Below are 26,250 nucleotides of genomic sequence, written 5' to 3'. Positions count from 1 at the left end.
AAGGACTCCAAGACGTTCGCCGCGCTGGCTTGGCTCATGGCGAGGGAGGGAATACCGCCCAGGGTCCATTGACTGCGGCGTCGGAACCATGCGATGCGGCGTCCGGCACGGGCTTTGCTGGTCCGGAGTCGGACGAATATCTTGAGTAAGGGAGCGTTATAGTAATGTTGAAGAACTTGAGGATATCTGCAAAGCTTGCTTTGGGCTTCGGGCTGGTGCTCTCCCTGTTTGCGGTGGCCGCGATCTTCAGCTGGAGCAGCATCTCGCACGTGCAGGAGGAGATACGTTACCTGGATAAGATCACGGACCTTTCGACCCTGATCAGCGACATGAACGACGCGTTGGAGGTCGTGATGAACAACCTGAGCGCGCTGCGCCTTTCGGAGTCCCAGGAGGACCTCAATGCGCTGAAGAGTTCTCTGGACGCCCTGAGGGACCATCCCAGGAAGGTCAACGAGCTGGTGGCACCGGAGCCGAGGATGCAGGTGCTGAGGGGAGGAACGTCGACTTCGGGGCAGGTCAGGACGCTCCCCGAGCTGGAGGGCTACCTCGATGCGTTCGGCAGGAACGTCGCCGCCTACGAAACGACGCTGCACTCCCAGCATGCAGCCATGGCTTCCCTTACGGACAACCTTGAAAAGACGACGGAGGTCATAGGGACGATCCTTGAGAAGTCCTCCGCTTCGAAGCCGGAAACGGCGGACTACAACGCCGCGGGCGGTGGCCGCAGCGGGGCGAACGAGATGGGCGCTGCGGCGAACCTGCGGTACAAGCTGACGCTCTTCCGCAGGCAGTACGTCTACGCCCTGTACAAGCGGGATGTGGCGCTTCTGGAGGGCGCTGCGGCGGACTTTGACAAGTGGGCGGCGGACTACGACGCCTTCAAAAACTCCGCTTCCGAGGGCTGGCTGAAGGACCTTTTGGCCTCGGACGACGGTTTGGTGCGCTCCGCCAAAGCGGACATGGTGAACATTCTGAAGGCGTACCGCGACGCGCAGTCCATCATGGAGGAGTGCCTGAAGAACGCCGGCGGGATCGAGGACTGTGCCCTGAGCATCTACGGCCAGATCGACCGAAAGGTCAACGAGCTCGTGATAGGGAGCTACAACGCCCTCGGCAACGCTCTGACGCTGCTCCTGTCCCTGGTCGTCCTGTCCATCGTCCTCGGCGCGATCATCGCTTGGGCGATCGCCCGCGGCATCTCGAAGCCTCTTGGCATCGTGGTGAATCTCACCGCGCGGGCCGAGGGCGGGGACCTGACGCTGAAGCGGGAGGACTTCCCCTACGACGGCCGCGATGAGCTGGGCGCGCTGGGCGAGGCCCTGATGAAGATGATCGCGGCCCAGCGCACGGCCGTGAGCGAGGTCCTGACGACGGCGGACCAGGCCGCGGCGAAGTCCGTCGACATTCTGGACAACTGCAAGAGGAGCCTGGACTCCTCAACCAGGGTGAAGGATGCCGTGCAGAAGGCGGTTTCCTTGATGGAGAACAACTCCTCCTCACTTCAGGAGAGCAACGCGGGGACGGAGGAGATGTCCGCTGCGTCCATGACCTCCGCCCAGGCGGCGACGGACTGCGCTGAGTTCATCTCCAACATGACGACGGTGACGAACAAGGCGGTCGATACGGTGCAGGGCACCATCGAGGACATGGGCGAGCTGCAGAGAAAGACCCAGGAGAGCGGACAGAAGCTCCAGGACTTGGTGGATTCCGTGGACAAGATCAGCGAGTTCGTGGGCGTCATCACCTCGATCGCGGACCAGACGAACCTCCTCGCGCTGAACGCGGCCATCGAGGCGGCGCGCGCCGGAGAGGCGGGACGCGGCTTTGCCGTGGTGGCGGAGTCCGTGCGGAAGCTGGCGGAGGAGTCGAACCGCGCGGCGGGCAACGTTCGGGCCCTCATCGAAACGCTGCAGGGCAGCGCAAGGGAAACGAAGTCCGCCAGCGACGAGACGGCGACGCTGCTGAGCCAGACGATGGAGAAGGGTACGTCGGCAAAGGACTCCCTGTCCGAGGCGATGGAGCAGATCGACAAGGCCAACGATCGGATCCAGAACATCGCGGCGGTTGCCGAGGAGCAGGCGGCCTCCAGCAAGGAGATTGCGGCGGGCATCGACAACGTGACGAAGTCCAGCTCCGAGATCCTGGCGCACCTGGAGAAGATCGCGGAGGCCATGGACGAAGCGACGGCCGTGTCCACCAGCACCACGAAGGAGTCGGACGCTCAGGCCGAACTGGTGCAGCACGTGAAGGACGCCATCGCCGTCTTCAAGGTGGAGGATTCTGAGGACAGGGGGCGCAGCAGCCGCAAGGCCCTGCGCGGCTAGCCCTCGTAGCGAGCGTAAACGAACCGTTGAGAACGAGGCGGGAGAGGTCCTTCGGCGAAGCAAGCCGGAGGACCTCTCCCGCTTTACGGCGCGTAGGATTCGGAGTACGGCAGCTTACGATGGCACAGCGGCCTGTTCCGCGGTCAGGTCCTCCGTCGTGAAGTCCACGGCCCGCCGCAGGTCCTCCAGGGAGAGCTCCATCATCCGGCCTATTTTTCCGGCGCTGACGATGATCGTCGCGAGCCCCTCCGCCGACGCGTCCACGACGGTCCGAAAGGGCTTCTTCATCCCCACGGGGGAGCATCCTCCATGCACGTAGCCGGTGAGGGGCAGGAGCTCCTTCGAGTGGACCATCTCGACGGACTTCTCGTTCACGGCGCGGGCCGCCTTGCGCAGGTCCAGCTCACGCCCTCCGGGCACAACGAACACGTAGTGTTCGCGGCTCCTCCCCACGGTGACGAGGGTCTTGAAGACCTCGTCCGTCCCGCGCCGCAGAAGGCGCGCCGCCTCCACGGCGCTGACGGCGTCGGTCCCGTCCATGGGAACGGTGAGAGGAGTGTAGCTTGCCCCGCATGCCTCAAGCCGGCGCATGGCGTTCGTCCGGTCCGCCGTCCTGCCGCTCACGGCCGCAGCCCTTCCTCCGCCGCGCGCTCAAGCATCCTGCGGCGATCCAGCGGGCGCACGTTCTGCACGATCCAGTCGCGCATCGCCGCGCCCTCCGGCGTTTCCTGGGATGAGGAGAGGAACTTCAGCTCAATGCCGAGCTCCCGCGCCGCGTCGTGAGCCAACACCGGCCAGACGCGGCCGATGTCGCCGATGATGGGCAGGCTGCCCTCGTGGCGTGCAAAGGCGGACATCTCCATACGGAAAGGAATCCTCGCGGCCTTCGTCTTGGGCAGGCCCTTGTCGATGGCCTCCTGGACCGTCCGGGACAGCTCCACGGCGCGCCTCAGGTTCTCGTCCAGGTCGATGCGCACCAGCGTCTTGTCCCGAAGGCTGTATGTGGCCTGGCCGGACCAGCTGGCCCAGATGCCGTGCCCCGTGTAGCACTCGAAGGGGCCGTCGTGGACCTCCTGCGTCAGGGCCACGGCGGACTCGATGATGACGTCGCAGGTGGCCAACATTCGAGAGAGGCGCATGGAACGCTGGGAGATCGGGATGCTGTCCCCGATGGACATGCCCACTGCGCCGCCGCCGATGAGCTGGGGGATGGTGACCAGCACGGGCACGCCACGCCCTGCCGCCGCGCCCAGCATGGTCATGGGGTCGCATCCCCAGCCTGCGACCTCCTCAAAGGGAAGCCCGTACATTCGGGCCAGGTTCATGATCTCCCCGGCCAGCCGTTCGCCTCGAAGCCCCATGGGGTAGGCCATGTTGCCCGCCGCCTTGATGATGTCGCTGTGTATGGGAAGGTCCCTGCCGCGCCTCAGCAGGTCCTCGTCCAGCGGCATCTCCCGCCGGAGCTCCTCCAGCTCCGCCTCCGTCATGCGCGTGAATTCGAAGAGGCCTCCCCGCGGCAGAACGCGCTCTTCCAGGCCGAGCGCGGCGGCGTCCACGCGAAAGACGCGATCCAGCGCGCCGCCCATCTCGTGCGACACGACGGCCGAGCTGGTGGACACCGCGTCCACCAGCCCCACGCGGATGAGCTCTGCGAGGAGCGTCGTGACCCCCTCGTGAATGTTGGGCCCGCTGCCCGTGACGATCATGACCTTCCCGCCGCGCCTCTTCGCCGCGACGATGCGGCGGACGGCCTCGTCCAGGGCCTCGCGGGAACGACCGTCCAGCGAGGCCCTGAACCCTTCGACCTGCGGCCCTCCAAAAAGCGTGTTCATCGTGCGTCCTCGTCCTCCTGACTGATATAACGAGCGATAAGCTGCAGTCCTCGACGTGCGGGGCCGCTCACGGGACCTTCACGTCCTTCACGTACTCGCGAATGACCTCCCAGGTCCGCGCCGACGCGCCGCCCAGCGTGTCGAAGTAGGCCTGGGATGCCTGCCGCACTGCCTCCTGCGTCGCCGGGTCAAGGGCAGCCGCCCAGATGCCGGCCAGCTCCTGGGGGCCGTGCACGCAGCGCGCAACCCCCAAAGCGTCCATCCGCTTCGTGTCGGGGAAGTCCGTCATGCTGGGGCCGTGGGCGGTCGTGATGCCGAACAGCGCAGGCTCAATGGGATTCTGTCCGCCCTTCGGCACCAGGCTTCCTCCCACGAAGGCGGCGTCGGCCGCTGCATAGAGGTCGAAGAGGATTCCGATGCGATCGACCACGGCGATGTCCCATCCGTCGGAGAGATGGGACAGGAGGTCGGCCTTCAGGTCCGGGTAGGGCAGTGCGGCGGCGACGACCAGGAGGGCCCGTTCCGGGTGGCGCGGCACGACGACGAGCCGGGCCTCCGGATGCCGTTGGCGCACGATGCGGAAGGCCGAGATGACGGCCTCCTCCTCCCCCTGGTGGGTGCTGCCCGCCACGAAGAGCGGCGCTTCCCCACGCCGCAGGTCGGACCAGATTCCCTTCCTGGCCCCGTCCAGGCGATCCAGCAGGGCGTCCACCTTGCAGTCGCCCGTCACGGTGATCTTCTCGCGGGGCACGCCCAGGGCCGAGAAGTTCTCGAGGTCCTCCTCGAAGCGCACCAAAAGGCGCGTGAAGCACGACAGAACCCCGCGCCAGAAGGAGGCCTCGCGCCTCAGTTTGGCGAAACTCTCGCTCGAGAGGCGTCCGTTGGCCAGGAAGGTTGGGATGCGCCGCGCCTTGAGCTGGGACAGCATCTCAGGCCAGCGCTCCGTTTCCATGGCGACGTAGGCTGCCGGCCGGACGGCGTCAAGGGCGCTCCGCACGTAGCGTCCGACGTCCCAGGGGCTGTAGATCATCCGATCCACCTGCCCGTCCAGCAGGCGGCGGGCCATGTCCTGCCCCGTCGTCGTGACGGTGGAGAGGAGGATGGGGCGGGTCGTTTCCCCCCTCATGCGGCGGATGACGGCGCTGGCGGACTGCACCTCTCCGACGGAAACGGCGTGGACCCACACGCCGCCCGTGGGCACGTCCGCGAAGCGTCCCATGCGCTCCTCGATGCCGATCCCTTTGTACTTCCGGCGGAGCCAGCTCAGGCCGCCGGCCCTGAAAAATGCGTTGATGCCCAGGCGGTAGGCGGCCATCCCGGCCCGCCACGCCCAGGGCTCCTGATCCATTCGGTCCTTATTCAATCTCCGCAAGGGAGGCGCCTCCCGTTCGTCTTAAAGGTAAAGGGGCCGTCGAGTCCGAGGGGCCCGCCCTCGGCGGAGGGACAAGCCGCCCTCCGTTTTTTTATTATCCCATAGCCCTCCGGATTTTTTGCACCGCCTTATCACAGGCCCTGCACCCCCGGCACAGGACGTCATCATAGTATATAATGAGGGGCGTTGTCGCTGCCGAAACCGTCAACGTCGTCATCAAATCACCCATCGAAACTATTTTTGAAATTTTGGAGGCGAAGGCATTGGTTCGAACGGTGCTGCATGAGGTGCATGATCTGGGGCAGAGCGTCTGGCTGGACACGATCAGCCGGGAACTGATCGCGTCCGGGGGGCTTGAGCGTTGGATCGAGCAGGGCGTCGTCGGCGTGACGACGAACCCCGCGATCTTTGAGCAGGCCATCGCGCAGACGGAGGACTACGACCGGGAGATCGCGGACCTGTTCGCTCAGGGGAAGGACGCAGCCGGGGTGTACGAGGTCCTGACGCTTCGGGAGGTGGGGGCTGCCGCGGACATCCTGCGGCCCGTCTACGACAGGACGCAGGGCCTGGACGGCTACGTCAGCCTGGAGGTCAACCCCCTTCTGGCGTCGGACACCGACAGCACGGTGGACGAGGCGGAGCGCCTCTTCGGCCTGCTGGGCCGCCCCAACGTCATGATCAAGATCCCGGCGACGCCGGAGGGCATCCTGGCCGTGGCGGGGGCTACCGCCGTGGGGGTGAACGTCAACGCGACGCTGATCTTCTCGGAGGAGCAGTACGCGAGGGTGGCGGACGCCTACCTCTGCGGGCTCAGCTCCTGCATCAGCGCGACGTTCCCTGCCTCCGTGGCCTCCGTCTTCGTCAGCCGCGTGGACACGGCGGTGGACAAGGCGCTGGCGGCTAAGGGGGAGGAATCCCTCTGCGGCAGGATCGCTGTGGACGGGGCCCGCATGATGTATCAGCACTTTAAGAAAGAGGCCTTTGCGGGCAAAACGTGGCAGGAACTGGCGGCGAGGGGGGCGCGGGTCCAGCGACCGCTCTGGGCCAGCACGGGGACGAAGAACCCCGCCTACTCCGACGTGAAGTACGTCCAGGAGCTCATCGGCCCAAACACGGTCAACACCGTGCCCCCGAAGACCATCACGGCCTTCCTGGACCATGGGCGCGCCGCCGTTTCCATCGAGGACGACCTGGCCGGTGCCAGATCGCGGCTGAGGCGCCTGGAGGAGCTGGGCATCGACCGGAAGGCCATCTGCGAAAAGCTTTTGGCCGACGGCATCGAGTCCTTCAACGGCGCCTTCCGGTCCCTCCTGGAGGCCATCGAGAGAAAGGCCGGCGCCAGAGCCTGACCCCGCCACAGAACCTCAAGTCTGCCGTCCCCAGCCGCGCCGGAGGGGCGGCAGCCTCATCCTGTCTCAGCGCTTCCCTGAATCTCCCGCACTTTGCCCCTTGGCCCTGTTTGGCATTGCGCTTTATGATAATATAATTATGGAAAAGTATCGGGCCTTCGCCCGAGTGGAGGAGTGTTGTCGGGATGATCGCTGCAAACATTTCGGTATTGGAGGAACTGCGCGCCCTGAAGCGGACGCTGCAGGACAGCCTTTGACCTGCCTGCTCTGGAGGCGCGCTCAAAGGCCCTGACCCAGGAGAGCTCGGCGCCGGACTTCTGGACGCGGGACGGCCACGAGGCCGTGCTGAAGGACTTGTCCGGCGTGAATGCGCGCATTGAAGGCTGGCGCCATCTTTGCTGCGAGATGGACGACCTGTCCGTCCTGGAGGACATGCTGCGGGACGCGGAGGACGCCGAGCTCCAGGGGGAGTTCGAGCGAAGGGCGGCGGAGGTCCGCCGCACGATGGAGCACAGCAGCCTGATCCTGCTCCTGAACGAGGAATACGACTCGTCCAACGCGATCCTGACGGTACACGCCGGGTCGGGCGGGCTGGACTCCCAAGACTGGGCGGAGATGCTGCTGCGCCTGTACCTGCGCTACGCGGAGCGCAACGGCCTCAAGGCGACGGTGCTGGAGGCGACGAACGACGAGGAGGCGGGCATCAAGAGCGCCACGGTGATGATGGAGGGCGACAACGCCTACGGCTTCCTGAAGGCGGAACGGGGGGTGCATCGTCTGGTGCGCATCTCGCCGTTCGACTCCGCCCACCGCCGGCACACGAGCTTCGCGTCGGTCCTCGTCACGCCGGAGTTCTCGGACGACGTGGACGTCGAAATCCGTCCCGAAGACCTGAAGGTGGACACCTATCGGGCCAGCGGCGCGGGCGGACAGTACGTCAACCGGACGGACTCCGCTATCCGCATCACCCACCTGCCGACGGGCATCGTCGTCACGTGCCAGAACGAGCGCTCTCAGCACATGAACCGCCAGGTGGCGATGCACGTCCTGAAGAGCAAGCTCTACGAGCGCGCCCTTCAGGAGAGGCAGGACGAGCTGGCCTCCGTAGTGGGCGACAAGAAGGAAACAACGTGGGGCAGCCAGATCCGTTCCTACGTCCTGCACCCCTACACGCTGGTGAAGGACCATCGGACGGGGCTGGAAAAGGGCAACGTTCAGGCGGTGCTGGACGGGGACATCGACGACTTCATCATGGAGTACCTGCGCCTCCGCGCCCGCAAAGAGCTGTAGGGTGCCCGAGTGATGGCCTATCCTCCCGATGGGAGCGGGCGTAATCCCATTTAGGGAAGTTTTACTGGGTCACTTCTGACAGCCCTGTGATTGCGTCAACGATTTTCTTGAAACTAATTAGATTATCTTCGGGCGAGCGTCTGCGGAGTCCCTGAGGCGGCGGTCGGGCGCCCCGGCCCAGGGCCCCGATTTCGGTTTTGGAGGCGCTCCCCGGTATCGAGGTGTTTTTCATTGAGTTCATTACCCTGGACGTCCCTGCGGCGGGCAGCCGCCGCTCTCGCGCTCCTGCTCCTGGTTGCCGGCCGGGGGGAGGGGGCCGTGCGCCCCTTCGTGCCAGAGGCCCCCACGCTCTCTGCGGCCTCCCTGAAGCCGGGCGAGCACGGAGTCCTGAAGACGGTCCTCAAGGGGACCCAGCCGACGGATATCCCCGTCGAGGTGGTCAGCGTCGTCCCCCAGAAGGGGGAGGTGGAGAACGTCATCCTCATCCGCTTCCTGCCGAACGCGAATGAACGGGCGGGCAGGTTGGCCCAGGGGATGAGCGGCTCCCCCGTCTACGTTCGAGGGAAGCTCATCGGGGCTGTGGGGAGCGGTTGGGAGTTCGGCGATCACCGACTGGCCCTCGTGACGCCGATCGACGTCATGTGCGCCATCTTCGCCCACGGGGAGGGGACGGTCGCGTCGGGAGCGGCATCGGAGGGTGGGGCCCGACTGGCGGCCCCCCTGTCGGTTTCCGGCCTCTCCCAGAGGTCGGCCCGGCGGCTTGGCCGTGCCCTGGGGGCGACGCTCGCGGAAACGCCGGGTTCCTCCGGAGGGCCCCTGAAGGTGGCGGAGGGCGACTTCCGCTTCAAGCCGGGGGACTCCATCGCCGCCATGCTGGCCTGGGGCGATGTCGACGTCGCCGCGACGGGCGCCGTGACGGCCGTGTCGCGGGACGGCCGCTTTCTCGCTTTCGGACACCCCTTTCTGAAGCGCGGCAGAGCCGCCTACCCGGCGGCGCGGGCCTACGTCCACGAGGTCGTTTTGAACCAGGCCTTTCCTTTCAAGCTGGCGAGCCCCCTGGACGTCGTGGGGACCGTCACCCAGGACCGGGCGGCCGGCATTGGAGGCCGCGCGGGACAGTTTCCCGCCTCCGTTTCCGCGACGCTGGTGCTGAAGGACCGGGATCGGGGACGCCGCGTCGAGCGCAGCTTCCGCGTCGTGTCGGATGCGTTCCTGAGCGCGAAGCTCCTGGAGTCGATCTATGCGGGCCTGCTGGAGGACCTGTGGGGGCGCGTCGGGCAGGGCACGATGAACGTGACCCTGCGGATCGAGGGCAAGGGCGTTCGCAACGGCTGGACCCGGAGCGACGTCTTCGTTTCCGACGAGGACGTCAGCGGCGTTGCCCTCAAACAATCCTCCCAGATCATGGATGCGTTTCTGCTGCAGCCTTTCGAGGCGGTCATGCCCCTGGCCTTCCGGCTGGAGGTCGAGGCGACGGAGGAGCCGCGGGTGCTGGTCATCGAGGGGGTGGACGCGCCGTCCGAGGTCCGGCCCGGCGAGGACCTGCCGGTGACGGTGACGCTTCGGCCCTGGAGGGGGCGCCCCGTGAAGCGCAGCTTCAAGCTGAAGGTGCCGGAGGACGCATCGGGCGTCTGCGAGCTCCTGGTCCGCGGCGGCGGCGCGCAGCCCCTGCCCCAGTTGAGCCTTGAGGGCGGCTGGAAGTCCATCGACAGCCTGAACCGTATGCTGGAGGAGATCGCCGCCTTCGACGCGAACGATGAGCTCGTGGTGGAGCTGCTCAGCGACTCCATGGCGACGGCTCTGAAGAAGATCGGGAAGGGGAAGGACGTGGGGGAGATCGGCAAGGGCGGCGGCAAAAAGGACCCCAGGGAAAAGCCTCAGGGCCGCGGGGACGGAGAGAAGGAGGGGGTTCCCCCTGAGCTCCTGCCTGAGGAAACGGAGTACCTGAGCGAGACGAAGGAACGCCGCATCCGAGAGGGGAGCCTTCGCATCCTCCGGTCGGACCGCTTCGTGGACGGCCTGATGCGGCGTCTTGTGACGGTGACGGACGACTCCGATGAGGACTCTGACGAGAGCGGCGCCGACAAGGCCCGGTTCTGACCCCATGGAACGGACGACGGCAGGCGACGCCCCGCACAAGGCGTCCTGGTGCCCCCCCTTCATCACGCTGGAGGGCATCGACGGATCGGGCAAGAGTACCCAGGCCGCGCTCCTGGCCGAGTGGCTGAAGGCGGAGACGGGGCGCCACGTGCTCCGAACGTTCGAGCCGGGCGGCTGGGAGGCGGGGCAGGCCCTTCGCGAGCTGATCCTGCACGGCCACATCCCGGACGCAGCCACGGAACTCCTGCTGTTTCTGGCGGACCGGAAGGGGCACCTGGCGGAGGTCGTGCTGCCGGCCCTCGCCGCGGGACAGATCGTCCTGTGCGAGCGCTACACGGACTCCACCAGAGCCTACCAGGCCGGAGGGCGTGGGGTGACCCCGGCGTTTCTGGAGCGCCTTCTGGCGGCCTGCGACTTTCCGGTGCCCGACCTGACGATCTTCCTGGACCTTCCCCCGCGGACGGCCGCGAAGCGCCTGGCGGATCGGGGCGGCGGGGATCGCTTCGAGGCCAGCGGGCTTGAGTTCATGGAGAGGGTCGCGCGGGTCTATGCGGAAATCGCGCGGCGCGAGCCCCGGAGGGTCCTTGAGGTCCCGGCCGCAGGCGCTCCGGAGGACGTGGCGCGAGAGGTCCGGCGCGGGGTGCTGAGGCACCTTGGGGTGCTGCTTTGAACTCGCTCCGGGTGAAGCAGGGCCTGGGCGGCGGTTCCGCGACCAAGGCCCCCGTCGGGGCGGGCGGAGGCGGCGGACGGCACGCTGCGCCCGCAGGCGCCGTTTCCCCGGCGAACTCCTTTGAGGCGGCGCTTGAGTCGTCGGAGCTGGAACAGCTCCTCGACCGGCTCTACGACATCTCCGACCGGTTGAGCGTCTTTCCGTCGGGGCAGCTCCTGGCGGAGTACCGCTCGGTGCTGACGGAGCTCCTGCGCCGCGCCATGCAGGGGCTGCGCATCAAGCGCGATCTGCGCTGGCGGAAGACGGACAAGAAGATGTACGTCACGATCGAGAGGACGGAGGCGGCCATGGACGAGCTGGAGGAGGCCTTCCTCTACGAGGGGGACCGCACGAGGGCGCTGGCCCTGATGGAGGAGATCAAGGGTTGTCTGATTTCTCTCCTGATGTGAGCGCGGGGAAGGCAGAGCCCTTTGAGGCCCTTTGCGCCTGGCGGACTCTGGAGGAGGAGTTCGCGGCGGGGGACGTCCCCCACTGCAGGGCCGTTTCGGCGCCCCTCGTCTGGCACCCGGCGCTCCTGGAACGCCTTGCGCGCCTGACGCTCGACATCGGTCCCGACGCCCCGTCCCCCGTGCGGGAGGGGCATCCGGACCTGGTCGTGGCGGGGGAGGTCGGGCGGGCGCCGGACGTCGCCGCGTGCAGGACGCTGATCCAGGACCTTGCCCTGAAGCCTGCCGCTTCCGTCCGACGTCTGGGCGTCGTCCTGTCCGCGGACCAACTGCTGCTGCCGGCGGCGAACAGCCTCCTGAAGCTGGCGGAGGAGCCTCCTTCCCACGCCTGCCTGCTCTTCCTCCTGGAGGGCGGCGTGATCCTGCCCACCCTCAGGAGCCGTGCCCGGTTCACGACGCTGGCGGCGCCCGCCGCGGCGGAGGGCGCTCCGCCCCCGTCAAGCGACGGGGAATGGCTCGCCTGGGTGGAGGGGGCGCGAGGTGGGGACGTGCCGGTCGCTGCGGCGCTGGCGTCCTGGGCGACCTGGGCCCTGCGCCGCGGGGACGCCCCGCGGGCTGCAAAGCTCGACCGGCTCAGGACAATTGCGGAGACGAAGAACCTCTCCGTCCCCATGCTCTGCGATCTTTTGATCTTAGCACTCAGGGAGGAACTTCCTTTTGAGCATTTATTTGGCAACTTTCGGTAAGCTGCGCTACCTTGGCCTGGCTGAGATAGCGGACGAGGACCTGGCGGAGTCCCGGTGGGTGCTGCTGAGGACGGTCCGGGGGCTTGAGATGGGGCGCCTCGGCGGTCCCCTCTCTCAGGAGCAGGAGGCGAAGTACCGCGCGTCCTGCCTCGGTGAGAACGGCGAGCAGGCGCGCGGCCCGGAGCCCATGCTGCAGGAGGTGGAATTCGTCGCGAACGCCGGACCGGAGGACATGGAGAACTACCGCCGCTGCCGCAGCGACGAGGAGCGCGCGCTGGTCCGTGCGCGGGAGATCCTGCTGGAACAGGACGGGCTGCAGATGAAGCTGGTGGACGTCGAGTACATGCTGGACCGTCGAAAGCTCTTCTTCTACTTCACGTCCGAGCAGCGCGTGGACTTCCGCGCCTACGTCCGCGACCTGGCGCGGGACTTCCACACCCGCATTGAGATGCGGCAGATTGGGGTGCGGGACGAGGCCCGTGTCGTCAAGGGGATCGGGCCCTGCGGGCGTCCCTGCTGCTGCAGCTATTGGCTGCACGACTTCACCCCCATCTGCATCCGCATGGTGAAGGAGCAGAAGCTGGCGCTGAACCCCACCAAGATATCCGGCATCTGCGGCCGGCTGATGTGTTGCATGGCCTACGAGCACGAAACCTATGGGGCGCTGTGGAAGGGGCTTCCCGGACCGGGGAGCAAGATCAGGACGGAGAACGGCACCTACGTCCTGGAGAGCGTGGACCTGGCCACGGAACGGGTGCAGGTGCGCACCCCGTCGGGGCGCGTCGCCGCTGTTCCCGTAGCGGACTTCCAAGACTTCCGCGCGGCTGTGCTGCGGGGCGAGGAATGGGGCGACGAGGAGGCCCTCCCGCGTCCCGCAGGCGCGGGGCGCCGTTTCCCTGCGGGCGGGCGCCGGTCTGACCCTGCCCCCGCCCGCGGAGGGGACGGCAGGCGGAGGGACGTGCCCCCGGTCTCGGAGGAGCGCCGGACCGGGCGGCGTGAGCAGGAGGCCCGGCCTGGTGCGGCGGAGCGAACCCCGCGCGGGGAAATGGAAGGAGCACCCCGACGCAGAGGAGGGCGTCCTCCTAGGCGGCAGGATGGGGAGCGCCCTCCGCGCTCAAGGCAGGACGGCCCGGCTCCAGTCCCGAACGCAGCGGCGGAGGGGGCCCGGCACGGCGAGGAGGAACGTCGTCCAAGGCCGCGCCGCAGGCCGGATCGCCCAAGGCGGCCACGGGGCCCCCGGAGTTCCGGTCCCGATGGGGCCCAGGGGAAGGAGGAGGTCTAAATGGCGTTTTTTGCGCGTCTGAAGGAGGGGCTGAAGGGCGTCAAGGAGCGCTGGAGCGGCGGCATTGCGAAGCTGTTCTCAGGGAGCTCCTTTGACGACGCCTTCTGGGAGGAGCTGGAGGACCGGCTGATCGCCGGGGACGTCGGGGTCGATCTGTCCGAGGAGCTGGTGGAATCCCTGAAGGGGGAGGTCCGGGCCCGCGGCATCGCTTCGCCGGAGGCGCTGAGGGACGTCTTCGTCGAGAGGATCACGGCGGAGCTCCTGTCCGTCCCTGGGATGGGGAAGCCCTTTGAAACGGAGCCCGCCCCCCAGGTGCTCCTGATGGTGGGGGTCAACGGCAGCGGCAAGACCACCTCGGCCGGAAAGCTGGCCCTGCAGTTCAAGGGGCAGGGGAAGGGCGTCGTGCTGGCCGCGGCGGACACCTTTCGGGCGGCGGCGGTGGAGCAGCTGCAGGTCTGGGGCGAGCGGGTTGGGGTGCGCGTCGTCGCCCAGGGGCAGGGGAGCGACCCCGCGGCGGTGGCCTTCGACGCCTGGCAGGCCACTCGAAGCGCGGGCGCGGACCTCCTCATCGTGGACACGGCGGGCCGCCTTCACGACAAGCACAACCTGATGGAGGAGCTGCGCAAGATCCAGCGGGTGCTGGTCAGGGAGGCGGGGGAGGAGCGGGTCCAGACGGTCCTGGTGCTGGACGCGGTACTGGGGCAGAACTCCGTGGCGCAGGCGGAAACCTTCAACTCCATCCTGCCCGTTTCCTCCATCGTGCTCACGAAGTACGACAACACGGCGAAGGGGGGCGTGGTGCTGGCCATCGCCCGCAGGCTCCGCATCCCCGTGCGCTGCATCGGCCTGGGCGAGGCCCCGGAGGACCTCAGCCCCTTTGATCCGGCCGAGTTCGCGGCGGCGCTGATGGAAGGCGAGGCGGGACGATGACCGCGGCGCGGGAGGCGGAGGAGGAGCGGCTCCGGTCGCTGTCGCGAAGCTCACCGCTCTTGGTCTTCCTCAGGGCGATGTACGGCCTGATGCTGGACTACGGCGTCTACCTGCCCGACGGCGCGGACCCCATCGTCCTCTCGAAGGAGCAGCTCGTGGTCCTGGTGGAACGGGGAAGGGCGGAGGCGCCGGTGCGGGACCTTCCGGCCCTGGCGAGGGATGGACTGTTCCGCCCCCTGGCACCGGAAGGCCTGCCGAACCCGGACGCGACCCAGGCCCTGGTCCTGGAGCGGCGCGGTGCCCGCACGGCGACGATCAGTGAAGCCGTCAGCCGGACGGAGCCGGAGTACCCGGAGTGGTGGGAGGCCCCCGTCCCCTTCGCCCTATGCGCCCGGACGGGCGTGAAGCTGAACCGGGCGGCGATGGCGGCGTTCGGGTCGGACCTGGAGCGGCTCAGCGTGGCGGACCTCCCGGAGAAGGACGAGTTCATCGTGGAGCTGGAGGGCAGGGAACGGCCCTGCTACTTGACCTTTCGCCGCGTGGACCGGGACGTCTTCATCATAGACGACTGCACGGGGGACCTGGCGGAGGCGCAGGACATCTCCTGGTGGGCCGCCGTGGGCCGCCGCTGGGCGACCGTCCTGGAGTCCGGGGGAGCCTCTTGGCGCCGTGCGGACTCCCTGCCTGAGGACTTCAAGGGGCAGTCCTGGCCCTGCGAGTGGCAGGGGCGCTTCCTGGGCTACCTCTGCGTGGAGGGGCTGCCGCCGGCCGCCGAGCCCAAGCGGCGCAGGCGGATGAAGGACGATGGAGAGCCGGAGGGGCCCAGGAGGCGCGGGCGCAGGAAGGCCGACGCCCCGAAGAAGGAGGACGAGGTCCTAAAGGCCATAGGGCCCCAGACGATGGCCCTCCTGACGCCGGGGCAGGTGCGGCCCGACGGGCCGGAGGCGGGGCCGGGCGGGTTCGATGCCTGACGCCGATCGTCGGGACGGACCGCTGGTGAAGCGCATCGCGGGCGTCCTCTGGCCCGATGGCGACGAGGGGCGGCTGCGATGGACCCTGGAGGCCCTGTTGGAGCTCTGGGGCGCGCCGGACCTCGTGGGGGAGCCCGTGCCCTTCACCCTGACGGATTACTATCGCGACATCGCGCCGCGCCTCGTGCGGACCTTCCTCTGCTTCCCCGGCCTCGTGGGGGCGGGAGGCTTGGCGGACTGGAAGCGTCAGTCCTGCGCCGTCGAGGCCCGGAGCCGGACCCCACGGGCCGTCAACGTCGACCCCGGCTACGTGGACGGTGCGCGCCTCGTCCTGGCCTCCACCAAGGACCACGCGCACCGCGTCTGGCTTCGGGACGGCGTCTACGCCGAGGTGACGATGCGCTTCCGGTTTGGGAGCTGGACGAGCTTTGACTACACGTTCCCCGACTTCAAGAGCGGCGTCTACGACACGTTCCTCAGCGCCGTCCGGGAGAGGTGGCTGGCGGAGCGGCCCTGCTGTGCCCCATCGTACCACCGGCGGGAGGATGAAGCGCGCGGGAGAGGCGGGGCCGGGCGGAGCCCGTCGTCGGAGTTTTGAGGGAGTGCGCTTGGTAATTCAGCGCTCCTGTGAGGAGGATGTTTAGAGTGATCGAACGGTATGCGGAGCGGGACGTTGACGCGCTCTGGGCGGAGGAGAACCGCCTGAACGTGATGCTGAAGGTGGAGCTTGCGGCGGCGCGGGCGTGGTGCGAGATGGGGCGCGTCCCGGAGGAGGCGCTTTTGGACATCGAGGCCAACGCGCGCTTTTCCGTGGAGCGCGTCCACGAGATCGAGCGGGTGACGCAGCACGACGTCGTGGCCTTCGTCAGCGCCGTGGCGGAGAACGTGGGCGAGAACGGGCGCTACCTGCACCTGGGCATGACGAGCAGCGACGTCCTGGACACGGCGAGCTCCATCATGCTGCGCGACTCCATGGACATCATCCTGAAGGCGCTGGACGAGCTGGACGGCGCGGTGATGACTCTGGCCCGCCGCTACAAGCGCCTGCCCTGCGTCGGGCGCACCCATGGAATCCACGCGGAGCCGATGACCCTGGGCCTGAAGTTCCTGAACTGGCACGCGGAGCTGCAGCGCGACCGCGAGCGGCTTGAGCTGGCGAAACGGCACGTGTCGAGCGGCAAGATATCGGGCGCAGTGGGCACCTACGCGATGAGCTCCCCCGGCCTTGAGGCCCGCGTGTGCGAGCTGCTGGGGCTTGAGCCGGCGTGCATCTCAAACCAGATCCTGCAGCGGGACCGCCACGCCGAGATGATGAACGCCCTCGCGGTCTTTGGCTGCACCATGGAGCGCATGGCCCTTGAGGTCCGCAACCTGCAGCGCACGGAGGTCCGGGAGGCCTTCGAGCCCTTCGGTGCAGGGCAGAAGGGCTCAAGCGCCATGCCCCACAAGCGAAACCCCATCAAGTGCGAGCGCGTCTGCGGGATGTCGCGCCTCCTGCGCGGCTATGCCCTGACGGCCATGGAGAACGTGGCGCTCTGGCACGAGCGCGACATCAGTCACTCCTCGGTGGAGCGCGTGATCTGGCCGGACGCCTTCAACATCGCCGCCTTCATGGCGCGGAGCATGACCGGCATCCTGACGGGACTCGTGGTGGACGAGGCCCGCGTGAGGGAGGACATCGACATGACGGGCGGGCTGGTCTACAGCCAGCGCGTCCTGACCTTCCTGCTGGACGAGCTCAACCTGTCGCGGGAGGCGGCCTACGCCGTCGTGCAGGAGAACGCCATGAGGACGGCGGCGGGGGAGGGGCGTTTCCTGGACCTCCTGCTGCGCGACGGGCGCATCCAGGGCCTCGTGCCGCCGGAGCGCATCAAGGCCCTCTTCGAGAGCGACTTTTACGCGCGCTGGGTGGACGACATCTTCGCCCGCTTCGACGGGGATTGACGCGGGAGGCGGCCTTGCATCGTTTTTGCATGAAGGTCTACGGCTGTCAGATGAACGTCTACGACAGCGACAGGGTTCGCACGGTGCTCCTGCGGCGGGGCTGGCGGGAGGCGGAGGAAGAGGACGCGGACCTGGTGGTCATCACGGGCTGCAGCGTCCGCGCCAAGGCCGAACAAAAGGTGTGGAGCGACCTGGGGCGCTACGAGGCGTCCTGGAGTGGTCACCATCGCCCCGTCCTGGCCCTGACGGGCTGCATCGCGCAGAGCCTGGGGAAACGCGCCCTGTCGCGCTTCCCGTGGGTGCGCCTCGTTTCGGGGCCGCGGCACATCGGCATGTTGCCGGACGGGCTGGAGCGCGTCGTGGCGGAGGACGTGAAGTTGGACCTGCTGGACGCGGACCCGCGGGAGTTCTTTGAGCTGGACGAGGTGACGACGCGCCGCGAGAACCCGTGGCGGGCCTACGTGACCATCGCCTACGGCTGCGACAACTTCTGCACCTACTGCATCGTGCCCTACGTGCGGGGGCGCTTCCTGTCCCGCCCTGCCCCGGACGTCCTGAACGAGGTCCGGGCGCTGGTGGAGGACGGCGTGCGGGAGGTCACGCTGCTGGGCCAAAACGTCAACAGCTACGGCAGGGACCTGGACGGCGGGCCGACCTTTGCGGAGCTCTTGCGGAGCGTGGCGCGGACGCCGGGGCTGGATCGGGTGCGCTTCGTCACCTCCCTGCCCCAGGACTTCACGCGGGACATCGTGGACGTGATGGCGGAGGAGCCGGCGGTGTGTCCCTCGCTCAACCTGCCCATCCAGTCGGGGAGCGACAGGGTGCTGAAGAGGATGAACCGCAAGTACGCGCGCCAGGAGTTCGTCGAGAAGGTGGCGATGGTGCGCGGGGCCCTGCCGGAGCTGGGGCTGACCACGGACCTGATCGTCGGCTTCCCTGGGGAAACGGAGGAGGATTTCGAGGACTCGCTGAGCGCGCTCTCCGAGATACGGTTCGACCTGGTGCACAGTGCGGCCTACTCCGAGCGGGAGGGAACGCCGGCCGCCACGATGCCCGGAGCCCTGCCCCAGGAGGTGCGGCTCGATCGCCTGACGCGGCTCAACGAGCTGCAGGACGGAATCACGCTCTCCATCAACCGGGCTCTCCAGGGCCGCACGTACCGCGTCCTGGCGGACGGACGGGCGCCGCGGGGCGCGGGCCTGCTCCAGGGCCGCACACCCACGGACAAGGTCGTGATCTTCCCCGGCGACGAGGCGCTCCTGGGGCACTTCGTCGACGTGCGGATCACGGAGGCGGAGTCCTGGTGTCTGCATGGGGAAAGGGTTTGAGGAGGGGCCTGGCTCCGTCTACAAGGAAGCAGGCGGGCGGAGCCGGGCAAGGTCTTCGGGAGGTCGGGATTCTTCGATGTTTAAAAGGTTGTGGTCCATCTACGTGAGGTTCTTCCGGATCGGAGCGTTTACCATAGGCGGAGGCATCGTGATGCTGGGCGTGATCGAGGCCGAGGTCCGGGCCACGGGCGAGTTCACCGACGAGGAGATCGCGGACATGATCGTCCTGGCGACGGCGGTGCCGGGCCCCATCGCCACGAACCTCTCCTTCGTCGCCGGCAGGGCCATGGGCGGCCTCCCCGCCGCCGTCACGGCCGTCCTGGGGACGGCGACGGCCCCGTTCCTCAGCATCCTCTTCCTGTCCTCCCTCATCATCGAACACCTGAAGAACCCCTGGCTGATCTCCTTCTTCCTTGGGGCGACGGCGGGGGTGGTCGTGGTGGTGTGGAATTCCCTGTGGAAGATGATCCGGTCCTCCGTGCTGAAGGGCGTCCCCCAGGCGCTCGCCTTCGCGACGACGGCGGGGCTCCTGTTCGTCTGGGACGTCAACCCCTTCATCGCCCTGGCCGCAGGAGGGCTGGTTTCGATCCTGGGCGGACGCTTCCTCCCCAGAGGAGGGCGGGCGTCATGAACACGGTCCTGCTCTTGATGGGCGTCTTCGCCAAGGTGGCCATGGGGGCCTTTGGCGGGGGCCTCGCGACGATCCCCTTCATCCACCGCGAGCTGGTGGAGGTGCGCCCGTGGCTGACGGAGGAGATGTTCGGCCAGACGGTGGCCCTGGCGCAGATGACGCCCGGCCCCGTGGCCCTGAACTCCGCGACGTTCGTCGGCTACCGCATGGCGGGGTTCTGGGGCTCCCTGGGGGCCAGCGCGGCGGTGGTCGCGACGCCGCTCCTGGTCATCGTCCTCCTGCTGTGGCTGATCTCCCGCGCCTCCCAGAGGGCGCAGGAACGGATCACTGCCTTTGAAAAGGGCTTGCGCCCCGCGGTGGCCGGGCTCCTGTTCGTCGCCTTCTGCACGTTGGCCCGTCCCCTGCTGCCCGCGCCATCCTCCCTCCGCGCCATGCTGCCCAAGCTGGCCCTGATCGCTCTGGCGTTCCTCTGTCTTGCGCTCTCCAGGCTCAGGCCCTTCAAGGCCTACCCCCAGCTCCTGATCCTCTTCGCTGCCCTGATGGGGCTGCTCCTGAGGGGGCTTTTGGCGACCCCGTAGACCCTGCCTTCCCTGTTTCTCTAAATAATCCCTTAACAAGGAGTGATCGCCTTGTCCTGTACGTTCGACGTCCTGCGCTTTGACCCGCAGCGCTATCGCTATGCGTCGCGCCGCAACGTGGTCTACGGCTCCCGCGGGATGGTCACCGCCTCTCAACCCCTCGCGGCCCAGGCGGGGCTGGCCGTCCTGAAGGAGGGGGGCAACGCCGTGGACGCTGCCATCGCCACGGCGGCGTCCCTGACGGTGGTGGAGCCCACCAGCAACGGCCTTGGCAGCGATGCCTTCGCCCTCGTCTGGAAGGACGGTCGGCTCCATGGCATCAACGGCAGCGGCTTCGCCCCCCTGGCCTGGTCGCTGGACGCCTGGCGGGAACGCGGCTGGAAGAGGAACCCCGTGAATGGCTGGGGCGCGGCGACGGTGCCCGGAGCGGTGGCGGTCTGGTGCGAGCTCTCACGCAGGATGGGGCGTCTGCCCCTGGCGAAGGTCCTTGCCCCCGCCATCGAGTACGCCCGGGGCGGGTACGCCGTTTCTGCCAACGTGGCCTTCAACTGGACCAGGGCCTTTGAGAGGTTCAGAGGCCTTCGCTCGCCGGAGTTCGTCGCCTGGCTCCCCACCTTCTGCCCCCTGGGGCGGGCGCCCCGTGCGGGAGAGGTGGTGCGCCTGGAGGACCACGCGAGGACCCTGGAGGACATCGCCAAAAGCGGGGGGGAGGATTTCTACCGGGGCGCGCTCGCGGTGAGGATGGCAGCCTTCGCGCAGGCGACGGACGGCTTCTACACCCTGGAGGACCTCGCCGCCTTCGAGCCGGAGTGGGTGGACCCCGTGTCCGTGAGCTACCGGGGCTACGACGTGTGGGAGATCCCGCCCAACGGGCAGGGCATCTGCGCCCTCATGGCCCTCAGCATCCTGAAGAACTTCGACTTCCGGGAGCGGGACGGCGCCGAAACCTTCCACCGCCAGATCGAGGCCATCAAGCTGGGGTTTGCCGACGCCCACCGCTACGTGGCGGACCAGCGCTTCAGCCCCGTCCCCGTGAAGGAGCTTCTGGCGGACGCTTACGGCGCGGACCGCAGCAGGCTGATCGGGGACTGCGCCGAGGAGCGCAGCGCGGGGGACCCCATGCCGGGCGGCACGGTGTACTTCGCGGCAGCCGACGGCGAGGGCTGTATGGTCTCCTTCATCCAGAGCAACTACATGGGCTTCGGGTCGGGCGTGGTCATCCCCGGGACGGGCATCGGGCTCAACAACCGCGGACACTGCTTCTCCCTGGACCCGGATCACCCCAACGTCATCGCCGGGCGCAAGCGGCCCTACAACACCATCATTCCGGCCTTTCTGACGCGGGAGGGGAGGCCCGTCGGGCCCTTCGGCGTGATGGGCGGCTTCATGCAGCCACAGGGGCACGTCCAGGTGGTGATGAACGTCGTTGACTTCGGCATGAACCCGCAGGAGGCGCTGGACGCGCCACGCTGGCAGTGGACCGGCGGGATGAAGGTCGCCGTGGAGCCGGGCTTTCCCGCGTCGGAGGCTCAGGTCCTGGAGGCCATGGGGCACGAGGTCGTGCCTGAGGTGTCCTCGAACGGCTTCGGGCGGGGACAGATCATCTGGCGGACGGAGGACGGCTCGCTGGTCGGGGCCACGGAGCCGCGCACGGACGGCTGCGTCGCGGCCTGGTGATCGGCTCAGGGGAGGGGAGCGGCAGCCCGCCTCAGCCCCGGAACCAGCGACGGCGGGTCAGGAGGTAGCAGAGGGGTAGCAGGTAGAGGTAGGTGGCGTAGGGGACGGCCCCCGCTCCTGCCCCCATCATCGTCAGGGGCACGGAGCAGCCGATGCACCAGGGCACCATCCCTGCCGTGATCACCGCGGAGTTCGCGATGTCCTGGGCGAGTTCCGCGGGGGGCAGGTCTCGCTCCTCGTAGGGGTGCCGGACGACGTGGACCGTCATCATGACGGCGACGGTCTGGTTGCAGAAGATGGCGTTCGCCAGGGTCCCCAGGGTCAGGGTGACGGGGTAGGCCCCCAGCGCGTTCATCGCGCGGGTGAGGCGGGACTGAAGGCCCCGCAGGATGCCCGTCCCGTCGAAGATTCCGGCGTAGGTGCCCGATATCATGAGGGCGGCGCTGATCTCCAGCATCGAGACGAGGCCCCCTCCGTTGAAGATCGCGCGGACGCTGCCCTCCGGCGCGTGGAAGCCCATGAGGGCGAAGCGCAGGGCCCCTGCCGTCCCCGTCCTCTGCAGGAGGACGGCGCAGAAGAACGCGCAGAGGATGCTGACCCCGAACGAGTGGAGCACCTTGACCTTGAAGAGGGGCAGGACCAGCATGACGAGGGCCGGCAGGGCGCACCAGGGGCTGAGGTGAAAGTCCAGGTTCAGGGACGTCAGCACCGCGCCCTCCCCACCGAGCATGGGGTTTTTGAAGGAGAGCCACGCGTGGAGGCCGAGCGCGAGGAGGAGGGGCAGGAGCGCGGTCCGCATCATGAGCTTGACGTTGTCGTAGAGGTCCGTGGAGGTGAGGGCGGCGACGAGGTTGGCGCAGGAGGAGGCGGGAGAGGCCCGGTCGCCGAAGTAGATGCCCGACAGGATGGCCCCCGCAGCCGCTAACTCGCTCACGCCCCCGCTGCGGGCCACCGTCATGAGCGCCACGCCCAGGGTCCCCGCCGTGGCGAAGGAGGACCCCAGGGCGTAGGAGAGGGTGCAGGAGAGGAGAAAGGCCGACAGGATGAACGTCGAGGGCGAAATCAGCCTGAGACCCCAGGCGGTGAGGAGGGCGAAGGTCCCTGCGGCGCGCCACAACCCCGTCAGGACCCCGATCGTCAACATGACGCGGACGACGATGAGGGACTCCTGCACGCCCCTCCAGGCCATGTGGAGGAGCGAGGGGAGTGCGAAGCCCCGGCGCAGCCCCACGCCCATAAAGCCGACAAACCCTGCGGCCAGTGCCCAGAGCATGGAGTAACCGTACGCCAACGATCCGGCCATCAGGGCCGCGAAGACGACGAAGGCAAGGGTAAGGTCCATTCAGCGTTTCTCCATCATTTTTGGGATAGGAATAAATTCAGGACGGCAAGGAGGAGGTCCGTGGACCTCTCAGCCTTGCCGTCCTTGCCGTTTTTGACCGGAGGCCTTACGCCCTTCGCCTCAGGAGGAACGCCGCCGCCAGGGCCACAACCAGGCCGTTCGATGCCGCGTCGCAGCCGCCGCCCTTCCTGGACTTGCGCTCCCGCACCGTGACGACGAACGACCTGCTGGTCGTGGTGGAGTTGGAGTACCCGCTGCTGCCGAGGTTCGCGGAGGCGGTGACGACGACGGAGGTCGTGCCCTGGGCGCGCCCCGTCAGTTGGATCGTCCTGCCGTTCAGCACGGTCGCTTCCACGACGCCCGCAGTGCTGTTCGCGGTGACCTGCAGCGTGTAGGGCACGTCGAGGGTCTCGCCGTTCAGCGTCGTCCGCACCGTCGGGGTGATGGTGCGGACCTGGTTCAGGGCCAGCGTCTGATCCGGGATGACGTCCATGGAGAGGAGCACGATGGGGGCGTCCCTTCCGACCCGGACGGTGAGGGAGCGGGTCGACGCGGAGGCCTTTCCGCCCGCAGCCGTCCAGCCGTGCACGACGGCGGACAGGGTCGTCATGCCATCTCGGAGGGCCGTAGCGCGCCCGTACCTGTCCACGCTGAGCACGGTGGCGTCGCCCACGATCCATTCAATGCCCCCCGGATGGACGCTGCCATCCAGGGAGGCGTCCGCGGGGAAGACCTTGACGTCGTAGGACGCGCCCTGTCCCAGCTGGACGTAGGGCGTCCCGGCGAGGTCCGCGCTGACGAGGGCCACCGGAGTGGCCTCAAAGGCTCCCGCGTCGTAGCCGACGAGCTGGGGGCGCAGCGTGCCGCACTCGTCGATGGAGACGGCGCCGGCCGCGGAGGAGGGGATCAGGTCGCGCGCGGGAGAGGCTCCGGAGAGCTTCAGGACCTCGACACCGTTCGCGCTCTCCAGCTTGAGAGGGGCCGCCAGGAAGACGTCCTCCGCCCTCTGGTTCGCCAGGCTTTCCGGTCCGACGCCGGCGTTGGAGGTCCCCAGGACGTTGTAGCGCACGGAGGAGATGGCGCCCGCCCCCTCGGCGTGGAGGTCGTCGCCCGCGCCGCTCCTCGTCGAGCGGTTGCCCACGGCGATGACGCCCAGGAAGCTGGCCGCGCCGTTCGCCACGGCCACGCCTCCGCCGCTCGCGGCGCTGTTGCCCGCGATGGTGCAGAACTGGAACGTCGTGTTGTTCAGGCTGACGCTGTCCACGCAGACCGCGCCGCCCGCCACGCTTGCGGTGTTGCCGAAGAACGTGCAGTTCGTAAAGTGCGCGTTCGCGTTCCCGCTCACCAGCACGGCGCCGCCGCTCTGGAGCGAGGATGCCGTGCCCTTGGTGAAGGTGATCCGATGGAACGCGGCCGTGCCCCTGGTGACGTTGAAGATGCGGGTGGACCCGCCCTCGATGGTAACGCCCTGTCCGTTGAGTTCCAGGTTCGAGGTGATGGGCATCTCGGAGGAGGTCCGAATGGTCCGGACCTCTGGGGCGACGTTGATGACGTTGGCCTCGCCGTTGGCGTTGGCGCTGGCGACGGCCTGCTGCAGGGAGCCCGGGCCGCCGTCGGCCCCGCTCGTCACCGTGAACGTTGCCGCGCCCGCCGGGCCTGCCAGGCCTGCCGCAAGGCACGCCAGAAGCGCCAGCGTCAGGGCGGAATGTGTTCTCCTCATGGTATCATGACCTCTTCTTTCTGCAGTTTCCTGCAAATTGGTGCGCGCCACAGCGCCGTGCGCCTCCGGCGGCACCCGCCTCGCAAAAGACTTCCTCAATTTTACACGGAAAAACGCCTTTGCGCACGCCGTGGCGCGCCGGACCTCAATTTTTCTTTACGAAGGCGCCGCTGCAGAGGCGGACGTAGGCCTCCGGGGGACGGCGCGAATGCGCGGGCGGGACGCTCAAAATTGCGCGGATTGTAGTACAATAATAGTCGAAGAAGTCTTGGAGTGTGTCCTTTAAAATTTTTTGCGTTGGGTTCTTCCGAAGAAGGGGGCGCGGGCGACGAGCGGCGCGCGCGGAAGGGCCGGTCTTCTTTGCCGAAGGGAGCCCTTGGGGCTTCCCGTCGGATTCATTTTGAGGGGGGTTATTTTTTCATGAAGCGTAACTGGAAAACGATGGACGGAAACGAGGCGGTCGCTCACGTTGCCTATGCGTTCTCCGAGATGGCGACGATCTACCCGATCACGCCCTCGTCGCCCATGCCGGAGCACATCGACGAGTGGGCGGCCCACGGCCGCAAGAACATCTTCGGCAAGACCGTCAAGGTGACGGAGATGCAGTCCGAGGGGGGCGCGGCCGGCGCGATCCACGGCGCGCTCTCCGCGGGCGCCCTGGCCAGCACCTTCACGGCGTCCCAGGGGCTCCTGCTGATGCTGCCGAACATGTTCAAGATCGCGGGAGAGCTCCTGCCCGGTGTGTTCCACGTCTCCGCCCGCGCCCTGGCGACCCACGCGCTCTCCATCTTTGGAGATCACAGCGACGTCATGACCTGCCGCATGACGGGCTTCACGATGCTGGCCGCCGGCAGCGTGCAGGAGGCGGCGGACCTGGCTGCAGTGGCCCACCTGACGGCCATCGAGACGAGCGTGCCCGTGCTGAACTTCTTCGACGGCTTCCGCACGTCCCACGAGATCCAGAAGATCGACGTCTACGACTATGCGGACCTGGCGAAGCTGGTGGACTACGACGCCATCGAGACGTTCCGCGAGCGCGCCATGCGCCCGGAGAACCCCTTCGTCAAGGGCACGGCCCAGAACCCGGACATCTTCTTCCAGGCCAAGGAGGCGTCGCAGCCCTACTTCGACCGCGTGCCCGACGTGGTGGCGGAGTACATGCGCCAGGTGTCGAAGCTCCACGGCCGTGAGTACTACCCGTTCCAGTACTACGGCGCGCCGGACGCGGAGCGCGTCGTCGTCGCCATCGGCTCCGTCTGCCAGGCGACGGAGGAAGTCGTGGACTGGATGAACGCCAGGGGTGAGAAGGTTGGCCTCATCGAGGTGCACCTCTACCGTCCGTTCTCCCCGAAGTACTTCTTCCGGGCGCTTCCCTCCACGGTCAAGGCCATCGCCGTGCTGGACCGCTGCAAGGAGACGGGCGCCCTGGGCGGGCCTCTCTACGAGGACGTCCGTTCCATGTTCTTCGACTACGGCCCCAACGCCCCGAAGGTCGTGGGCGGCCGCTACGGGCTGGGCTCCAAGGACACGACGCCGAGCTGCATCAAGACGGTGTTCGACAACCTGAAGCTCTATGAGCCCCGCAACGACTTCACCATCGGTATCGTGGACGACGTGAACGACAGCTCCCTGCCGATGCAGGACCACATCGACACCGCGGCGGAGGGCACGGTCTGCTGCAAGTTCTGGGGCCTCGGCTCCGACGGCACGGTGGG

At 67.8% G+C, this 26,250-nt stretch carries 22 protein-coding genes; 17 read left to right on the top strand and 5 right to left on the bottom strand.

Annotated elements, in window-relative coordinates:
- Nucleotides 1–164: 164 nt before the first annotated feature.
- Nucleotides 165–2,327 carry a methyl-accepting chemotaxis protein gene (locus ACO41U_RS03450; protein WP_485941622.1) on the top strand — a complete coding sequence of 721 codons (2,163 nt, stop codon included), beginning with the start codon at nucleotides 165–167 and terminating at the stop codon, nucleotides 2,325–2,327.
- A 114-nt stretch (nucleotides 2,328–2,441) separates the two neighbouring features.
- On the opposite strand, the gene ACO41U_RS03445 is transcribed toward ACO41U_RS03450, so the two are convergent.
- The 3 genes from ACO41U_RS03445 to ACO41U_RS03435 all read right to left on the bottom strand — a co-directional run bounded on the left by ACO41U_RS03445 (nucleotide 2,442) and on the right by ACO41U_RS03435 (nucleotide 5,531).
- Nucleotides 2,442–2,951 carry an aminoacyl-tRNA deacylase gene (locus ACO41U_RS03445; RefSeq protein WP_485941620.1) on the bottom strand — a complete coding sequence of 170 codons (510 nt, stop codon included), beginning with the start codon at nucleotides 2,949–2,951 and terminating at the stop codon, nucleotides 2,442–2,444.
- On the bottom strand, nucleotides 2,948–4,159 hold the full coding sequence (locus ACO41U_RS03440) for a hypothetical protein (protein WP_485941618.1): 1,212 nt from the start codon (nucleotides 4,157–4,159) through the stop codon (nucleotides 2,948–2,950). The genes ACO41U_RS03445 and ACO41U_RS03440 overlap by 4 nt, the downstream gene beginning before the upstream one ends.
- Nucleotides 4,160–4,226: 67 nt before the next feature.
- Nucleotides 4,227–5,531, bottom strand: a complete 1,305-nt coding sequence (locus tag ACO41U_RS03435; protein WP_485941616.1) for a 3-deoxy-D-manno-octulosonic acid transferase — start codon at nucleotides 5,529–5,531, stop codon at nucleotides 4,227–4,229.
- Nucleotides 5,532–5,794: 263 nt separating this feature from the next.
- Here ACO41U_RS03435 and tal point away from each other — a divergent pair, with 263 nt between their 5' ends.
- From tal to ACO41U_RS03360, 15 genes are all read left to right on the top strand, one after another.
- On the top strand, nucleotides 5,795–6,880 hold the full coding sequence (tal, locus tag ACO41U_RS03430) for a transaldolase (protein WP_485941614.1): 1,086 nt from the start codon (nucleotides 5,795–5,797) through the stop codon (nucleotides 6,878–6,880).
- A gap of 185 nt (nucleotides 6,881–7,065) precedes the next feature.
- Nucleotides 7,066–8,170 (top strand): peptide chain release factor 2 gene (gene prfB, locus ACO41U_RS03425; RefSeq protein ID WP_485941612.1). Its coding sequence is split into 2 segments (ribosomal slippage): nucleotides 7,066–7,134 and nucleotides 7,136–8,170, totalling 1,104 coding nucleotides; the frame shifts between segments, so codons are not numbered across the junction.
- 231 nt (nucleotides 8,171–8,401) lie between these two features.
- Entirely contained in the window at nucleotides 8,402–10,270 is a 1,869-nt protein-coding gene (locus tag ACO41U_RS03420) for a SpoIVB peptidase S55 domain-containing protein (RefSeq protein WP_485941610.1), read from the top strand.
- On the top strand, nucleotides 10,227–10,940 hold the full coding sequence (gene tmk, locus ACO41U_RS03415) for a dTMP kinase (RefSeq protein ID WP_485941608.1): 714 nt from the start codon (nucleotides 10,227–10,229) through the stop codon (nucleotides 10,938–10,940). Before ACO41U_RS03420 ends, tmk begins: the two co-directional genes overlap by 44 nt.
- A complete protein-coding gene (locus ACO41U_RS03410) occupies nucleotides 10,937–11,389 on the top strand; it encodes a DUF327 family protein (RefSeq protein WP_298778429.1) in 453 nt (150 codons plus the stop codon). The genes tmk and ACO41U_RS03410 overlap by 4 nt, the downstream gene beginning before the upstream one ends.
- Nucleotides 11,365–12,132 (top strand): hypothetical protein, encoded by a 768-nt coding sequence (locus ACO41U_RS03405; protein WP_485941606.1) that lies wholly within the window; start codon nucleotides 11,365–11,367, stop codon nucleotides 12,130–12,132. Before ACO41U_RS03410 ends, ACO41U_RS03405 begins: the two co-directional genes overlap by 25 nt.
- Nucleotides 12,104–13,414: a PSP1 domain-containing protein gene (locus tag ACO41U_RS03400; protein ID WP_485941604.1), complete on the top strand. Its 1,311-nt coding sequence runs from the start codon at nucleotides 12,104–12,106 to the stop codon at nucleotides 13,412–13,414. The genes ACO41U_RS03405 and ACO41U_RS03400 overlap by 29 nt, the downstream gene beginning before the upstream one ends.
- Nucleotides 13,415–14,344 carry a signal recognition particle-docking protein FtsY gene (gene ftsY / locus ACO41U_RS03395; protein WP_485941602.1) on the top strand — a complete coding sequence of 310 codons (930 nt, stop codon included), beginning with the start codon at nucleotides 13,415–13,417 and terminating at the stop codon, nucleotides 14,342–14,344.
- Nucleotides 14,341–15,315 carry a hypothetical protein gene (locus tag ACO41U_RS03390; protein ID WP_485941600.1) on the top strand — a complete coding sequence of 325 codons (975 nt, stop codon included), beginning with the start codon at nucleotides 14,341–14,343 and terminating at the stop codon, nucleotides 15,313–15,315. The genes ftsY and ACO41U_RS03390 overlap by 4 nt, the downstream gene beginning before the upstream one ends.
- A complete protein-coding gene (locus ACO41U_RS03385) occupies nucleotides 15,308–15,913 on the top strand; it encodes a DUF4416 family protein (protein ID WP_485941598.1) in 606 nt (201 codons plus the stop codon). Before ACO41U_RS03390 ends, ACO41U_RS03385 begins: the two co-directional genes overlap by 8 nt.
- Before the next feature lie 47 nt (nucleotides 15,914–15,960).
- A complete protein-coding gene (purB, locus tag ACO41U_RS03380; RefSeq protein ID WP_298780489.1) occupies nucleotides 15,961–17,259 on the top strand; it encodes an adenylosuccinate lyase in 1,299 nt (432 codons plus the stop codon).
- Between the two features lie 14 nt (nucleotides 17,260–17,273).
- Complete coding sequence (miaB, locus tag ACO41U_RS03375) at nucleotides 17,274–18,587, top strand: tRNA (N6-isopentenyl adenosine(37)-C2)-methylthiotransferase MiaB (RefSeq protein WP_298780487.1); 1,314 nt, start codon at nucleotides 17,274–17,276, stop codon at nucleotides 18,585–18,587.
- Between the two features lie 76 nt (nucleotides 18,588–18,663).
- The gene (locus ACO41U_RS03370; RefSeq protein WP_485941595.1) at nucleotides 18,664–19,218 is read left to right on the top strand and encodes a chromate transporter; all 555 of its coding nucleotides are present in this window, start codon (nucleotides 18,664–18,666) and stop codon (nucleotides 19,216–19,218) included.
- A complete protein-coding gene (locus ACO41U_RS03365) occupies nucleotides 19,215–19,796 on the top strand; it encodes a chromate transporter (RefSeq protein ID WP_485941593.1) in 582 nt (193 codons plus the stop codon). The genes ACO41U_RS03370 and ACO41U_RS03365 overlap by 4 nt, the downstream gene beginning before the upstream one ends.
- 51 nt (nucleotides 19,797–19,847) lie before the next feature.
- Nucleotides 19,848–21,473, top strand: a complete 1,626-nt coding sequence (locus tag ACO41U_RS03360; RefSeq protein WP_485941591.1) for a gamma-glutamyltransferase family protein — start codon at nucleotides 19,848–19,850, stop codon at nucleotides 21,471–21,473.
- A 31-nt stretch (nucleotides 21,474–21,504) separates the two neighbouring features.
- On the opposite strand, the gene ACO41U_RS03355 is transcribed toward ACO41U_RS03360, so the two are convergent.
- Complete coding sequence (locus ACO41U_RS03355; RefSeq protein ID WP_485941589.1) at nucleotides 21,505–22,815, bottom strand: Na+/H+ antiporter NhaC family protein; 1,311 nt, start codon at nucleotides 22,813–22,815, stop codon at nucleotides 21,505–21,507.
- A 106-nt stretch (nucleotides 22,816–22,921) separates the two neighbouring features.
- Nucleotides 22,922–24,535 (bottom strand): pilus assembly protein N-terminal domain-containing protein, encoded by a 1,614-nt coding sequence (locus ACO41U_RS03350; protein ID WP_485941587.1) that lies wholly within the window; start codon nucleotides 24,533–24,535, stop codon nucleotides 22,922–22,924.
- Between the two features lie 420 nt (nucleotides 24,536–24,955).
- Between ACO41U_RS03350 and ACO41U_RS03345 the strand changes: the two genes are divergently transcribed.
- Nucleotides 24,956–26,250: pyruvate:ferredoxin (flavodoxin) oxidoreductase (locus ACO41U_RS03345; protein WP_485941585.1), on the top strand; the 1,295-nt coding region annotated here is incomplete at its 3' end.

Source organism: Fretibacterium sp. (assembly GCF_057312375.1).
Note: the sequence above shows the minus strand (reverse complement) of the source record. Positions and strands in the feature narration are given on the sequence as shown.

What these genes read in the sequence shown, in the direction of transcription:
- ACO41U_RS03390 (WP_485941600.1), top strand. Translation starts at nt 14,341, where the DNA reads ATGACCGCGGCGCGGGAGGCGGAGGAGGAGCGGCTCCGGTCGCTGTCG.
- ACO41U_RS03440 (WP_485941618.1), bottom strand. Translation starts at nt 4,159, where the DNA reads ATGAACACGCTTTTTGGAGGGCCGCAGGTCGAAGGGTTCAGGGCCTCG.
- tmk (WP_485941608.1), top strand. Translation starts at nt 10,227, where the DNA reads ATGAGGACTCTGACGAGAGCGGCGCCGACAAGGCCCGGTTCTGACCCC.
- ACO41U_RS03370 (WP_485941595.1), top strand. Translation starts at nt 18,664, where the DNA reads ATGTTTAAAAGGTTGTGGTCCATCTACGTGAGGTTCTTCCGGATCGGA.
- ACO41U_RS03350 (WP_485941587.1), bottom strand. Translation starts at nt 24,535, where the DNA reads ATGAGGAGAACACATTCCGCCCTGACGCTGGCGCTTCTGGCGTGCCTT.
- ftsY (WP_485941602.1), top strand. Translation starts at nt 13,415, where the DNA reads ATGGCGTTTTTTGCGCGTCTGAAGGAGGGGCTGAAGGGCGTCAAGGAG.
- ACO41U_RS03355 (WP_485941589.1), bottom strand. Translation starts at nt 22,815, where the DNA reads ATGGACCTTACCCTTGCCTTCGTCGTCTTCGCGGCCCTGATGGCCGGA.
- ACO41U_RS03365 (WP_485941593.1), top strand. Translation starts at nt 19,215, where the DNA reads ATGAACACGGTCCTGCTCTTGATGGGCGTCTTCGCCAAGGTGGCCATG.
- ACO41U_RS03450 (WP_485941622.1), top strand. Translation starts at nt 165, where the DNA reads ATGTTGAAGAACTTGAGGATATCTGCAAAGCTTGCTTTGGGCTTCGGG.
- ACO41U_RS03385 (WP_485941598.1), top strand. Translation starts at nt 15,308, where the DNA reads ATGCCTGACGCCGATCGTCGGGACGGACCGCTGGTGAAGCGCATCGCG.